At 60.8% G+C, this 14,763-nt stretch carries 9 protein-coding genes and 1 pseudogene; 4 read left to right on the top strand and 6 right to left on the bottom strand.

Going from position 1 to position 14,763, the window contains the following annotated elements; all coding sequences use genetic code 11:
* Positions 1 to 232: 232 nt before the first annotated feature.
* Both AA309_RS14935 and AA309_RS14930 read right to left on the bottom strand, forming a co-directional pair.
* The gene (locus AA309_RS14935; RefSeq protein ID WP_150117577.1) at positions 233 to 637 is read right to left on the bottom strand and encodes a hypothetical protein; all 405 of its coding nucleotides are present in this window, start codon (positions 635 to 637) and stop codon (positions 233 to 235) included.
* Between the two features lie 214 nt (positions 638 to 851).
* Positions 852 to 2,110 (bottom strand): annotated as a pseudogene (locus AA309_RS14930) (acetyl-CoA hydrolase/transferase C-terminal domain-containing protein); the annotation flags it as partial.
* A gap of 226 nt (positions 2,111 to 2,336) precedes the next feature.
* Between AA309_RS14930 and AA309_RS14925 the strand changes: the two are divergent.
* Positions 2,337 to 3,980, top strand: a complete 1,644-nt coding sequence (locus AA309_RS14925) for a Na/Pi cotransporter family protein (RefSeq protein ID WP_047189824.1) — start codon at positions 2,337 to 2,339, stop codon at positions 3,978 to 3,980.
* Between the two features lie 4 nt (positions 3,981 to 3,984).
* Here AA309_RS14925 and AA309_RS14920 read toward each other — a convergent pair whose 3' ends face one another.
* On the bottom strand, positions 3,985 to 4,191 hold the full coding sequence (locus AA309_RS14920) for a hypothetical protein (RefSeq protein WP_150117576.1): 207 nt from the start codon (positions 4,189 to 4,191) through the stop codon (positions 3,985 to 3,987).
* 129 nt (positions 4,192 to 4,320) lie between these two features.
* On the opposite strand from AA309_RS14920, the gene gcvA reads away from it, so the two are divergent.
* Complete coding sequence (gene gcvA, locus AA309_RS14915) at positions 4,321 to 5,256, top strand: transcriptional regulator GcvA (RefSeq protein ID WP_047189822.1); 936 nt, start codon at positions 4,321 to 4,323, stop codon at positions 5,254 to 5,256.
* 17 nt (positions 5,257 to 5,273) lie between these two features.
* Here the strand turns inward: gcvA and mdoH are convergent, their stop codons facing one another.
* Complete coding sequence (gene mdoH, locus AA309_RS14910) at positions 5,274 to 7,466, bottom strand: glucans biosynthesis glucosyltransferase MdoH (protein WP_047189821.1); 2,193 nt, start codon at positions 7,464 to 7,466, stop codon at positions 5,274 to 5,276.
* A complete protein-coding gene (locus tag AA309_RS14905; RefSeq protein ID WP_244470367.1) occupies positions 7,442 to 8,962 on the bottom strand; it encodes an OpgD/OpgG family glucan biosynthesis protein in 1,521 nt (506 codons plus the stop codon). Before AA309_RS14905 ends, mdoH begins: the two co-directional genes overlap by 25 nt.
* 256 nt (positions 8,963 to 9,218) lie before the next feature.
* Between AA309_RS14905 and glmU the strand changes: the two genes are divergently transcribed.
* Complete coding sequence (glmU, locus tag AA309_RS14900; protein ID WP_425286884.1) at positions 9,219 to 10,574, top strand: bifunctional UDP-N-acetylglucosamine diphosphorylase/glucosamine-1-phosphate N-acetyltransferase GlmU; 1,356 nt, start codon at positions 9,219 to 9,221, stop codon at positions 10,572 to 10,574.
* A gap of 112 nt (positions 10,575 to 10,686) precedes the next feature.
* On the top strand, positions 10,687 to 12,513 hold the full coding sequence (gene glmS, locus AA309_RS14895) for a glutamine--fructose-6-phosphate transaminase (isomerizing) (RefSeq protein WP_047189820.1): 1,827 nt from the start codon (positions 10,687 to 10,689) through the stop codon (positions 12,511 to 12,513).
* Positions 12,514 to 12,568: 55 nt separating this feature from the next.
* On the opposite strand, the gene recG is transcribed toward glmS, so the two are convergent.
* Positions 12,569 to 14,686, bottom strand: coding sequence for an ATP-dependent DNA helicase RecG (recG, locus tag AA309_RS14890; RefSeq protein WP_047189819.1), 2,118 nt, complete (start codon positions 14,684 to 14,686; stop codon positions 12,569 to 12,571).
* Positions 14,687 to 14,763 lie beyond the last annotated feature (77 nt).

Genomic DNA, 14,763 nt, shown 5'->3' with positions numbered 1-14,763 from the left:
GTCCACGGCACCGTTAATCACGTCCGTCATCCTGATCCTGAAGGTGAGGGTGCCTTCCGGTGTTTCCGAGACTGCGACGAGTGCCCCCGGCTCTCCCTGAATGAGGAGATCGACCGCCCGAAGTGACGTAGAGGACATGAGAGACCTTTTTTATTGTAGGTCTCTGCAAGTGCTCAGCTTTGTTGCAGAGTCAAACAAATAACGTGCGCAAGTTAAATTCCCTATCTCGCAGTTATGTTGCGTCTGTGTGCTTTTGTTTCGCTGAATTCTTGAATGATGCAGCGGAGATCCTGGCCCGAATGGCGCTGGCAATGAGATTTAGCTCACGCTGCAGCCGGTTTATGCGGGAGAGAAGTTCCCCATCCTCCATGGTCGGGAGGTTTTGCAGGCGTTGCTCGGCAGGGGCTTCGCTGATGAAGCGGCGTATTTCCTCGAGGGTCGTCGGCCCAATGTTGGGAACGGTCAGCCATTGCGCATCGGAGATGCTGGCAACCTCCCTGATGGTGGGACATCGCCCCTGGAACTCCGCAAGAACCGCACCTCGCACTCGTCCCGAGCACTTCTCGATCGGAAATGGATCATCCAAACCCATCTCGTTTCCTCGCATCCCCGCCGGTGATGTATCGTTTGCCAGCACTGGACCGTTCCTGATCTTAGCCTTACTGGTTCACATGCGTATCTTTTGCATTTGGAAAAGAGCAGAGTTCCATAAGGTGATACAAGGCATGCGTATGGAGTAGCCAAAACGGCTTGCGCGGCAAGAAGATGGCAAGAGACCAATTCGCACTGAGAAATACACAGCTCAGAAGCGAATTGGCCTGCGGGGCGATCAGCTTGCTTTGAGATGGCAACATGGCGCCCGTCTGCTGGGCACGAATGTGCCAGGGGAAGGCCTCTTCCAGAGGGTGAGGCGTATGTCCTCCGCGCTGCATGGCCCGACGCAGGTAGTCGGAGGCCAGTTCACGATAAGACGGGTGGATGCAGTTGCGGATGATCGTCTCCGCGCGCTCGCGCGGCGCGAGTCCGCGAAGATCGGCAAGGCCGGTTTCCGTGGCAATCACATCCATATCATGCTCGTTGTGGTCGACATGGGTGACCATCGGCACAACTTTTGAGAGCGCCGTTCTTGGCCAGAGATTTCGTGACAAAGATAGCGAGATAGGCATTGCGCGCGAAATCGCCGGAGCCACCAATGCCGTTCATCAGAGGTGTGCCGTTAACGTGTGTTGAGTTCACGTTGCCCTGGATGTCGCATTCAAGGGCCGTATTGATGCGATCACGCCGAGCCTGCGAATGACCTCAGGATGGTTGCTGATCTCCTGTGGGCGCAGAACGGCTTTGTTCTTGTAGCGGCCAATATTGGGGAGCTGCCGATCACGGGCTTTGGCCCCGAGGGTAACCAGCCGGAAGCGAAGGCGAGCTTGCCGGAATCGAACAGCTCGAAGGTGCTGCCTTGCAGAATCTCGCTGTACATCTTCAGGTCATGGAAGGGGCTGTCGATGAGCCCGTGGAGAACGGCGTTGGCAATGGACCCGATGCTAGCCTAAAGCGGGGCGAGGGTGGTGCCCAGGCGCCCTTGCCGCACCTCGTGCTGAAAGAACTCGATCAGGTGGCCGGTGATCGCTGCAGTCTCGGCATCGGGAGCCTCGATGGTCGCGGCGATGTCCGATTTCTGAGTGATCACGATGGCCGCGATCCTGCCAGGGTCAAGATAAAGGGAAGGCCCGCGGAACGGGCGGCGGGTCGGAATGTAGATATCGTGCAGACCTTCCAGGTCGAGCGGCTGGGTCAGGTTGATCTCCACGATCACCTTTTCGGCAAGAATGGCTAAGGTTGCACCGTTGCCGACGAGGTCGGGATCAGCGCGCCATCCTCTGTGATCGCCGAGGCCTCGATGACCGCAATTGATAGTGCTCATCTGCGGGGAGCGAAGCAGTTCCACCGCCTCGGAGAGAGGCTGATCGAGGAACATGACCTCGCCGCCGTTGATTGCGGCGCGAGGGGTCGGATCTGCCTGGAAGGGCAGGTGACGTGCCAGCGGGACGACCTTGGCATCGCCTGCACGAGTAAAGCCGCTCATACCGACGGTCATGCCGTCCTTGATGAGCATGGCAGCCTTGATCCGGCTCAAAGTTGACCTCCGGACGATTCCTGAGGCGAGGCATATGCCATCCTCTCTATTGGAAGGGGAAATGCCTCTAAATCCCGGTGCTTGATGGCAAAAAGCTGGAAAATCCGGTCGGGTCGCTCATTATTAGCCGGCAACCTTATTGTCGTCCTGAAACAACGGGACTAAGCACAAGGTCTAGTGCGTATCCGTGATTGCTGAGGAATAGATGTCCGCCACCTCCGTTTTGATCCACCTTCTCGGTGAGGTTGCCCTGCTTCTCTGGGGCATCAACATGGTCAACAGCGGGGTTCAGCGTGCCTTCGGCAGCGATCTGCGATGGATCCTCGGTATTGGATTGCGCACCCGCCTGCATGCCTTCCTGGCTGGAGTGGGCGTCACCACTGTGCTGCAGAGCAGCACGGCAACCGCCCTGATGGTGGCCTCCTTTACCGCAGGCGGCGCGGTCGACATCGTTCCGGCGCTGGCCGTGATGCTGGGCGCCAATGTGGGCACGGCACTGATCGTGCAGGTCTTGTCCTTCGATATCACGCTGATCTTCCCATTGCTGATCTTCTTTGGCTTCATCGGCTACAAGCGTGGACAATCGAGCCGGATCAAAGACCTGGGTCGCGTTGCAATCGGCCTCGGACTGATGCTGCTTTCGCTTCACCTCCTGAGCGAGACAATCCGCGAGATCCAATCTTCAGTGGTACTCAAGGAATTGCTTGGAGGTGTCGCGTCCGATCCGCTCATCCTGTTGCTCCTGTCGGGAGTGTTCGCCTGGATAGCCCATTCCAGCGTCGCGGCGATGCTTTTCATCATGTCGCTTGCCACGGCTGGCGTTATCGATACTCATGCTGCACTGGTCATGGTGCTCGGTGCCAATCTCGGAAGCTCCGCTAATCCGATGCTGGAGGGCTTGGGCGGGGATCCGGCCAAGTTCCGAGTGCCGTTCGGCAACCTTGCCATGCGCGTGATTGGATGCGTCGCGGCGCTGCCGCTCATCGACGTCTTCCAGAGCCATGTGACGCTGTTCGATTCCAGTCCGGCCCGATTGGCGGCGAACTTCCATACGCTCTTCAACGTGGCTGTCGCGGTGATTTTCATTCTGCCGCTGCCATGGATCGCGAAGCTGCTCACGAGGGCTTTCCCCGAAAAGCTGCGGGCCTCCGATCCCGGCATGCCGCAATACCTCGACAAGGACGCCCTCGACACACCTTCCGTTGCTCTGTCCAATGCAGCCCGTGAGGTTCTGCGCATGGCGGACACGGTGGAGATCATGCTGCGCAGTTCTCAGGACCTGTTCCGGGAGGACGACATCAGTCGCGTGACGGAGGTAAGCCGCACGGATGATGTGGTGGACCGCCTCTACAGCGCCATTCGTCGCTATCTGAGCGCCATCAATCATGAGGCTTTGAGCGAGACGGAGGCGAAGCGCCTCTCCGATATTCTGGCCTTTGCGATCAATCTCGAGCATATCGGCGATATCATCGACAAGAATTTGATGGAGCTTGCGGCGAAGCGCATCAAGAACCATCTGCGTCTGCCTAAGGACAGCCTCGACGACATCACGAGCATGCACGCGAAGCTCCTGGAGCACCTGCATCTCGCGGCCTCCGTGCTCATGTTCCAGGATATCGGCTCGGCCCGCAAGCTGGTCTCGGAGAAGGAGCGTTTCCGCGACCTTGAGCGCGCCATGACCCAGAAACAGCTGGAGCAGATTCGCTCTGGCCGTACGGTCGGTGACACGAGTGCGCTTCAGCTCGATATCGTGCGCGATCTGAAGCGCATCGAGGCGCATATCGCAGCCACCGGCCATTCCCTGCTGGAGCAGAGCGGGGAACTCAGACCCAGTCGTCTCTCGTCCTGACGCGTTACAGGCGCGCCTCATCCTTCAGCGTGCGCCAGTCCATGTAGCGGACTGGCTCGGGCAGGCCGATGTCGCGTCTCTCGTAATCCGAGAGGTGGTTCAGATCCGCCACCGGAGGTTGGTCTTTCAGGTGGGTAGAGCGCAACCAGAGCTTTACATGCAGCCAAACGCTCTCAACGCCGCGCAAGCGGCGGGCATCTTCGTACCTCATGACGATATCCATGCTGTGTTGGGGAGGCGCCGCAACGCCTCGTTCATGCAAGGAAAAGATGCTCCTGTTCGGCAGCCTTGACAAAATGAAAGCCAAGGGGCTGGCATAAGGCTGCCTTATGGATCGGTCATGACGAAAGCGCCCTCCAAACTTCCTCCGATGAGTGCCGTCCGAGTCTTCGAGGCGGCTGCCCGGCATCAGAGCTTTACGCGGGCAGCGGAAGAACTCGGCATGACCCAGGCTGCCGTGAGCTACCAGATCAAGATGCTGGAAGATCGCGTCGGCGCGCCACTCTTCGTGCGTATGCCACGGCAGGTGACGTTGACGGCAAGGGGCCAGCAGCTCGCTCCGGCCGTAACGGAGGCCTTCAATGCTCTGCGTGCGGCTTTTGCCGGCGTTGAAGAGGCTGTGCAGTCCGTCCTGTCCGTCACGACGCTGAGCACCTTCGCATCAAACTGGCTTATCCCTCGATTAGGCCGTTTCCAGCAGCTTTTCCCCAACATCGCGGTGCAGATCTCGGTCGCTTCGCAGGTGGTGGATTTCGCGCAAAGCGAGTTCGATCTAGGGATCCGCAGCGGCAGTGGAGAGTGGCCGGGGCTCGAGGCTCATCTCCTCTTTCCCAATCATTTCACGCCTGTCTGCAGCCCTGATCTCATCAGAGGTGCAGAGCTGAAGGAGCCAGTGGATATCTTGAAGTTCCCCATCATTTCGCCGAGCGATCCCTGGTGGAAGGATTGGTTTACGGCGGCAGGCATGCCTGACGTCGACCTGTCGCGCCGCCTCGACAACTCACTCGGGGTCCAGCAATTCGAAGGCATGGCAGCCATAGCGGGGCAGGGCTTTGCCCTGATCAATCCCTGTTTCTTCCCAGCCGACCTTGCCGCAGGACGCCTCGTGCAGCCGTTCAGCCTGATGGCCACATCCGGCCGGGGCTATTGGCTCGTTTATCCCAAGGCCCGCAGGCGATCCCCCAAGATCGAGGCATTCCGGGATTGGATCTTGAGCGAAGTGGCTGGTGATGCCGAGCGAGGGCCACTCGTAAGCCATATGAAAACCGGGGCCTGAGCCCCGGTCTAAGATTGTCATTCGGCGGCCTGAGCGTCTGCAGGCTTGTCTTTCAGATGAACGAGCTTGTTGAGCAATGCGCGATCATGGAGCACCACCATGCGCTCCTTCGAGTGCAGCCAGCTGATCGCATCCTCAATGGTCTCCGCATCGACGAGTTTGGCTTCGGCGAGAGCACGCTCTGTCTCGATGATGCCGCGTTTGCGGGGAGAGGCAGGCGGCAACATCTCCATGTGCCGCTCTCTCAACTTCGCATCCGAGTAGATCGCCCTGAGGCTGTCCTCGTCATCAAATCCGAAGGCGGCATTGCGAGCTTGCAGCTCGTTCGCCCGCGTGGCGATGGTCGGCGGCTGGTGCTCCTCCGGGGTCATGAGAAGCCCGAGCTTTTTCAGGGCAAGACCTGCGCCTAACTGGCCGCTCAGCCAGGAGAGCGGGATCGCCAGAAGCAGACCGATAATAGTCGGTGACATCCATAAGAACAGGGATGTGGCGATCATGAAGGCGGAGATACCGGCCAGCGCGCCCAGCACCGTATGAGCCCGGTGACGACGCACGATGTCCTTGAACGGGATCGACCCGTCATCACGGCGCTGCGGCTGCCAGCCCGTGTCGCGTCCCAGCAGGATCTGGAACACCGAACCGGACTGGATCAGCATCAGGATGGGCGCAAGAAGCGCGGACAGGATGATCTCGATCAGGGACGAGATGATGAGCCGGATGCCGCCGCCGGAAGCCCGGCGGTCCTTGCCGCGGATCAGCATCAGGATCAGGCCAAAGACCTTCGGTGCGAGCAGGATACCCATGGTCAGCGCGAACAGGGCAAGGGCTCGCTCAGGGTCGAACCGAGGCCAGATGGGATACAGGCGGAAGTCGCGCGCGAAATATTCGGGCCTGATGTAAGTCGTCTGCAGGACGAGGGCGATACCGACGATCAGCTGGAACAGCCAGAACGGCGAGGCCAGGTACGACATGATGCCGGTGGCAAAGTGCTGACGGGTCGGCAGCTTCAGGCCCTTCGCCGTGATCACACGCATGTGCTGCAGGTTGCCCTGGCACCAGCGGCGATCGCGGGCCGAAAGGTCGATGAGGGAAGGCGGGCTTTCCTCGTACGAGCCCTCGAGGTCCGGCAGCATGTAAACATCCCAGCCGGCACGGCGCAGCAGCGCCGCCTCCACGAAATCGTGGCTGAGAATATGTCCGCCGAAGGGTGGTTTGCCCTTCAGGTCCGGCAGGCCGCCATGAGCCGCGAAGGCCCTGGTGCGGATGATCGCGTTATGGCCCCAGTAATTGCCGTCGCGACCCATCCAAACCGACAGACCCATGGCGATGACCGGGCCGGTCACGCGGGCTGCAAACTGCTGAACGCGCGCGAAGAGGGTGTTGCGGTTGATGATGAGCGGCAGCGACTGAATGATGCCGGCGTCGGGATCGGCTTCCATCGCCGCCGCGAGACGCACGATGCACTCGCCGGTCATGAGGCTGTCAGCATCGAGCACCAGCATATGCTCGTAGTGACCGCCCCAGCGGGAAACGAAATCCGCGATGTTGCCGGCCTTGCGGTGATGGTTCTTCGCCCGATGGCGATAATAGAACCTCGCCTTGGGACCTAGCCTTTCACGCAGGTCGAGGAAGGCGCGCTCCTCCGCGATCCAGGCATCGGAATTCGTACTATCGGAGAGAATGAAATAGTCGAAACTCTCTCCGAGACCCGTGGCTTCGACGGATTCATAGATGGCCTCAAGGGCCGCATAGGTCCGCGACGTCTGCTCGTTGTAGACGGGCATGACGATGGCCGTGCGTGCCTGCAGCGATGTCGGCAGCGGGGCAGGGCGCGGCTGCCGGAGAAGGGCGAAGAAGCCGAGCAGGGCGCTCGTGAATGCCACCGCGATCCAGGAGAAGTTGACGGTGAACAGCGCCACCAACACCCACTGAAGCGCCGTGGTGCGGCTCACCGACACCACCTGATACATTTCGTAGGTGCCGTACCCGGTCAGCAGCAATCCGCCGCCGAACACGAACAGGCGGGCGAGCCAGGTGCCGAGCTTGGGATTTTGCCGAACAGACTTACGCTCCTGCTCGGCCGACCAGCGCCTGAGATGCTGGGTCGGCATGTCCAGGTGCTTTTCAGGAGGCATGATGGATTCGGGCCGCCCGAGGGCAGCGACTTTAGAGTTCGAGTCGGAACTTAGGGTGTCCAACGATACAGCCATGTCTCGCTTATCGGTTTCCCGCCTGCTTCGAGGATGAGACGCATCTCACACGCGTTTTCGTTGCCCGGGTCAAGCTCGAATGCGACGCGCACCGTCTTTCGCTCCGGATAGGGCAAAAGTTTGAGGTTCTGGAACACTCCCGGACCAACGGTCAGGACAGACTTAAGGTCCGTGGGCCAATTGTCACCCAGCATGTCGCCGGAAAAGTCCACGGTGAACCGCCGCCTGCGTCCACCATTACCGCGGCCGACTCGGGTTCCGGAAACGGTGGCGAGCGGCGGCCGCTCCGGCGCGTTCCAGCCCCAGTACTGCCGGTAGGCGAAAGAAACCTCCGATCCGGCAGCCATCGGAGCCTTCGGGCGCCAATAGGCCAGAATGTTATCGTTGATCTCCGCGTCGGATGGAATTTCGAGCAGCTGAACGCTGCCCTGGCCCCATTCACCCAGAGGTTCGATCCACAGACTCGGGCGGCGCTCGAAACGCTGGTCGTCATCCTGGAACGTCTCGTAGGAGCGTTCCCGCTGGAGCAGTCCGAATCCGCGAGGCGAGTTGTCCACGAAGGCAGAGATCTGAAGAGTCTCGGGGTTTTGCAGAGGGCGCCAGAGCCACTCCCCCTGGCCGTTCAGCATCTGGAGGCCCGAGGATTCGTAGACGGCAGGGCGGATATCATCCGCATCGCGAGGGTCGTTCGGACCATAGAAATAGGTCGAGGCCATGCCTCCGAGACCCACATGCTCCAAATTCACGCGCGGGAAAAGGGTCGTCTCCACGTCCACGATGGTCATGTCGCCTGGACGGAAGGTCATGCGCACGGCGCCGGTGGTCGATTCCGAATCGAGGACGCCATGAACGGTGATGCTGGTGCTGCCGATGCTGGGCCGTTCGATCCAAAAGGCTCTAAAGACGGGAAACTCTTCGCCCTTCGCCTCGGCAGGTTTCAAGGTCAGAGCACGCGCGATGGCGCCGTAGTTCTGGCCGCGAGCCAGGGCCCGGAAGAAGGTTGCCCCTTGAACGATGGCAAACTCGAAAGGCTTACCCTCGGCCGGATGGGAGATCAGGCGAAATCCTGAAAACCCGATATCTTTCAGATCGTTAGGGACGTTTATTCCGTTGAAGTTGAACTGCGAGCGATCATACCCGGTCCGCCGAACGGCCCCATCCTCGACGAGGAACAGGTCTACCGCGTTGGCGAACACGAAGCCGCGATGAAGAGGCTCCAGGGCGATGCCGCGCCCCTCCATGCTCCAAATCGGTGGCTGGAGGGATTTGATGGAGACGTACTGATCGTAGTTCAGATTCGAAAACACATCCGGCAGATCGTTCGGCGGTTGCACGAACGGCTTTTTGGAAAGCTGCCGGGCGATGTCGGTGAGCGTGGCGGAGTCGAAGCGCTGACCGTCCCCCATGCGCGAGGCAATGGTGGCTTGGGGCGTCTGGGCCCGAACGGCAGGGGCAAGGGTGAACGCGGCAACGGAAGCGCTGAGATAGGCCAGCACATCGCGTCGCCGAGGATGAGAAGGGCGCGGGGCCCCCAGCGAAACCGACACAGTGATACTCTTGCGTGAACCTGGCTCTTTGGCCAGACAATCAGGAACTCTCATGATTTATCATCAAACATGAGTATGAAGTAAACGAGGCAGTTCGCTTGAGAGGCCTTTGCCCATGAAAAGATTGCCGAATTACCTCTTCTGATCTAGCAGCACAGCAGAACCCCTACCGGATTGAAACCTTATGACGTTGAGCGATTCTCCCATGACTTCCACCGCCCGGAGCTGCCTCGCCATTGTTCTGGCTGCAGGGGAAGGCACCCGGATGAAGTCAGATAAGCCCAAGGTGCTGCATCAGGTAGCGAACCGCTCCATGGTCGGGCATGTCCTGGCTGTGCTGACAGAGGCCGGTGCGACCAAGACCGCCGTGGTCATCGGTCCCGGCCGCGAAGACGTGGAGAAGGAGGCGCGCAAGAGCCTGCCGAATGTCCGGATCTTCGTGCAGCGGGAGCGGCTCGGAACAGCGCATGCGGTTCTCAGCGCCCGGGAGGTTCTGGCGGAAAAACCCGACGACGTGATTATCGCATTCGGGGATACCCCTCTCGTCCGGACGGAAACCTTTGCCAAGTTGCGTGCGCCATTGGCAGGCGGTGCAGCGGTTGTAGTCATGGCCTTCGAGCCGAAGGATCCGTCCGGCTATGGACGCCTTATCACGGCGGACGGCCAGCTGCTCGCAATCCGGGAGCATAAGGACGCGACGGAAACGGAACGGTCGATCACCCTCTGCAATGGAGGCCTGATGGCGATCCAGGGCGATCTCGCCATGACCCTTCTGGACAAGGTCGGCAACGACAACGCCAAGGGTGAGTATTATCTGACGGATATCGTCGAAATCGCACGCGAACTCGGACATCGCACGGCTATCGCCGTTGTGCCGGAAGAAGAGGTGCATGGCGTCAACGATCGGGCGCAGCTCGCAGATGCCGAGCGTATGATCCAGAAACGTCTGCGTTCGGCCGCAATGGCGGCAGGCGCGACCCTTGTTGCGCCAGAGACGGTTTTCCTGAGCTATGACACGAGTCTCGGACAGGATGTGATTGTCGAGCCGCACGTGGTTTTTGGCCCGGGCGTCACCGTGGAGCCGGGAGCCGTCATTCACAGCTTCAGCCATCTGGAAGGGGCACGCATCGCGTCCGGGGCCGGCATTGGGCCTTTCGCCCGGTTGCGCCCTGGCGCTGCCATTGGTCCCAAGGCCAAGGTTGGCAATTTCGTCGAGATCAAGAACACGGATCTGGGTGCGGGCGCCAAAGTCAGCCACCTGACCTATCTGGGTGATGCCAGTGTTGGAGCCGAAGCCAATATCGGCGCGGGGACGATCACCTGCAATTACGACGGCTACAACAAGTACCGTACGGAGATCGGCGAGGGGGCCTTCGTCGGCTCCAATTCATCGCTTGTGGCACCTGTCATCATCGGCGACGGAGCCTTTGTCGGTTCCGGTTCCGTGATCACCGAAAGCGTGCCTGCCGATGCCCTTGCTCTGGGGCGCGGTCGTCAGGTCGTGAAGGAGGGCTGGGCCGTCGAATTCCGTGCTAAAGCCAAGGCAGCTAAAGGAAAATAGGGATTAGCTGTCATAATTTGTCATGCAAGTTGATTCCGATGAGCGCAGCATCCTCTGTATGGAAGCCTCGAGCTTGACATGAAACTAACCGTCTAAAAGGAAGCCTCAGGGCATGTGCGGAATCGTCGGAATTGTTGGTAACACCCCTGTCGCGCCTCAGATCGTCGAGGCTCTGAAGAGGCTCGAATATCGGGGTTACGATTCGGCTGGCGTGGCGACGTTGGAGTATGGCCACCTCGACCGCCGCAGGGCAGAGGGGAAGCTCCGTAATCTTGAAGCGAAGCTCTCCGAGAATCCGCTCTCCGGCGTCATCGGCATCGGCCACACCCGCTGGGCGACGCACGGAAAGCCCAATGAGACGAATGCCCATCCCCATGCGACCGACAAGCTGGCGGTAGTCCATAACGGCATCATCGAGAACTTCCGCGAGCTGAAGGCTGGATTGGAAGCCAAGGGCGTTCGCTTCGAAACGGAAACCGATACCGAGGTCGTCGCGCAGCTCGTCACCCACGAAATGCGCCAAGGCCGTGGGCCCATAGAGGCCGTTGCCGTTACCCTGCCGCGCCTGCGCGGTGCCTTTGCGCTCGCTTTCTTGTTCCATGGTGAGGACGATCTGCTGATCGGTGCCCGCCACGGCGCGCCTCTCGCGATCGGCTATGGCGAGGGCGAGATGTATCTGGGCTCCGATGCTCTGGCGCTCGCGCCGTTCACCGACGACATCGCCTATCTCGAGGATGGTGACTGGGCCATTCTGCGTCGGAAAGGAGCCGACATTCGTGACGCATCAGGCGCAATGGTTCAGCGGGTGCGCCACAAGATTCCTGCCGGCTCCTTCCTGGCTGACAAGGGCAATCACAAGCATTTCATGGCCAAGGAAATCCACGAGCAGCCGGAGGTCGTGGGGCGCACGCTTGCCTACTACGTGAATTTCACGGCCGGTCGGGTCAAGCTTCCTGTTCAGTTGCCCTTCGACTTCAAGACTTTGAAGCGGATTTCCATTTCCGCCTGCGGCACGGCCTATCTCGCCGGTCTCGTCTCGAAATATTGGTTCGAACGTCTGGCGCGCATTCCGGTCGAGATCGACGTGGCGTCCGAGTTCCGCTACCGCGAAGCGCCTCTGGAGCCCGGCGAGCTTGCACTCTTTGTTTCACAGTCCGGCGAGACGGCGGATACCCTGGCATCGCTCCGCTACGCCACGGCCGAGAAGCAGCATACGCTCTCGGTCGTGAACGTGCCGACCTCCACCATGGCTCGTGAAAGCGCCGTGATCGCGCAGACTCTCGCTGGCGTGGAGGTAGGCGTCGCTTCGACCAAGGCCTTTACCTGCCAGCTCACGGTTCTCCTCTCGCTCGCTATTGCGGCAGGCCGTGCCCGCGGCACGTTGAGCGCCGAGGAGGAGAAGGAGTTGGTCGATGCGCTCATCGCCGTTCCCGGCCAGATGAGCGAAGCCATGAAGCGCGAGCATCAGATCGAGATCCTGGCCCGCGAACTCTCGAAGGCGAAGGACGTGCTCTATCTCGGGCGCGGAACGTCCTATCCGCTCGCCATGGAAGGCGCGCTGAAGCTCAAGGAAATCTCCTACATTCACGCCGAGGGCTACGCGGCGGGCGAGCTGAAGCACGGGCCTATCGCGCTCATCGACGAGACCATGCCGGTCATTGTCATTGCGCCTTACGACAACATCTTCGAGAAGACCGTCTCGAACATGCAGGAAGTGGCGGCGCGTGGTGGCCGTATCATTCTCATCACCGATGAGAAGGGCGCTCTGGAAACGGGCCTCGATACCATGGCCACGATCGTGATGCCCTCCGTGCATCCCATCGTCGCGCCGATCGTGAACTCCATCCCGATCCAGCTGCTCGCTTATCACACGGCGGTCTTCATGGGCAAAGACGTGGATCAGCCGCGAAACCTCGCGAAGTCCGTGACGGTGGAATGAGGGTTAACTCCCGTCAGGCCCGGCCAAGCAAAAGGCCGGGCCTGACGAGGAGGATTTACCCCGCTCTTAACAGCTTGATCGCGGAATCGCGCTCGAAGAGATAGAGCATGGTCCGCAGGGCCTGACCACGCTCGCTCATCAGCTCAGGATCTTTGTCCACGATCAGCCGCGCATCATCGCGTGCGGCAGCGAGAAGGTCGCCATCGACCTCCAGACGCGCCAGCTTGAAGCCGGGCGTCCCCGATTGGCGGGTGCCCAGGACTTCGCCTTCGCCGCGAAGGCGCAGGTCTTCTTCTGCGATGCGGAAGCCGTCCTCTGTCTGGCGCATCATCTCGAGCCGCGCTTGCGCGACCTGTCCGAGCGGGCCCTTGTAGACGAGAAGGCAGGTTGAGGATTTCGAGCCGCGTCCGATGCGCCCGCGCAGCTGATGGAGCTGCGCGAGGCCGAAGCGCTCGGCATGCTCAATCACCATGATCGTGGCATTGGGCACGTCGACGCCCACTTCTATCACGGTGGTGGAGACGAGAATCTTGGCTTCGCCACTCGAGAACCGCTCCATGGCGGCGTCCTTGTCCTTGCCCGCCATCTTGCCGTGAACGAGACCGACCTGATCGCCAAAGAAGCTCTTCAGCGTTTCGAAGCGTTCCTCGGCAGCAGCGAGATCGACGGTCTCGGATTCACCCACGAGCGGACAGACCCAATAGATCTGGTCGCCATTGGCGATTGCACGGCCGATGCCGCCGATCACCTCGTCGAGACGGTCGATGGAAATCAGCTTCGTCGCAATGGGTTTGCGGCCTGCCGGCTTCTCGCTCAGCACCGACACGTCCATGTCGCCGAAATAGGTGAGCGCCAGCGTGCGCGGGATCGGCGTCGCAGTCATTACGAGAATGTCGACGGCTTCGCCTTTAGAGCCCAGCGCGAGACGCTGGTGCACGCCGAAGCGATGCTGCTCATCCACCACCGCGACGCCGAGATCCTGGAAAGCGACACCTTCCTGGAACAACGCATGGGTCCCCACCGCGATCTGGATACTGCCGTCCGCAAGCCCGGCGAGCACCGCTTTGCGGGCAGCGCCTTTCTCTCGCCCCGTGAGAAGGGCAATGGTGAGGCCGGCCTGCTCGGCCATGGGGGCAAGGCGCTCATAATGCTGGCGCGCCAGGATTTCCGTCGGCGCCATCATGGCAGCCTGACGGCCGGCCTCGATGGCACTGGCCATGGTGAGGAGACCGACAACGGTCTTGCCCGATCCCACATCGCCCTGGAGCAGTCGAAGCATCTTCTTGTCAGAGACGAGATCGCGGCGGATGTCCTCGACGGCCTGGGCTTGGGATGCCGTGAGGCCGAAGGGCAGGGCTTTTTTCAGCTTTTCAACGAGGTGTCCATCGCCCGCGTTCACCCGGCCCGGCAGGCGGCGCATGCGGCTTCTCACCAGCGCGAGGGCCAATTGGGAGGCAAGGAGTTCGTCATAGGCGAGACGGCGACGTGGCGTGGATTTGGCAATCGCCTCTTCGGAAAGCTGCGATGCGCTGTCGGGCCTATGCAACGAGAGCAAGGCTTTTCGGAAATCGGGCAGGGCATTCCGGTCGAGCCAAGCGGAATCCTGCCATTCGGGCAGGTGCGGGACGCGCTCCAGCGCCGCAGCGATATACTTGCCGACCATGCGGGATGAGAGGCCCTCGGTCAGGCCGTAGACGGCCTCGACTGCCGGCAGGTTCTCGATGCCTCTCTCGTCCAGAATTCGATCAGGGTGCACCATCTGGCGGCGGCCGTCCCAGAGTTCGATCTTACCGGAGACATAGCGGCGCTCGCCCACGGGCAGGAGCTTTTCCAGGTGCGCCTTCTGGCCGTTGAAGAAGACGAGCGACACATCCCCTGTCTCATCCTCCACCAGGATCCGGTAAGGCGCGCGGCGGCCCGGCGGGGGCGGGCGGTGCGCGACCACAGTGACGGACAGAGTGACTGGCTCGCCCACGGGCGCATCGGCAATGGAGCCTTTCATTTCCCAGGAAATGCCGCTGCTCGGCAGGTGAAACAGCAGATCGACCACGCGCGCAGGCTTTTCCGGCTCGCCCAGGAGGCGGTCCAGGAGGGGCGCGATCTTCGGCCCGACGCCGGGCAGGGCGGCTGCCGGAGCGAACAAGGGATCGAGAATGGAAGGACGCAAGGACATCAAACGGGTGGTAAGTGTAGGTGAGATGGTTATATAGCGGCCAAGCCGCTTTGAAGCGACGTTATCTTTTCTCACCG

The sequence above is a fragment of the Microvirga vignae genome (assembly GCF_001017175.1).
GTDB lineage: Bacteria > Pseudomonadota > Alphaproteobacteria > Rhizobiales > Beijerinckiaceae > Microvirga > Microvirga vignae.
The sequence above is the reverse complement of the archived record's forward strand: the minus strand, read 5'-3'. Positions and strand labels throughout refer to the sequence as shown.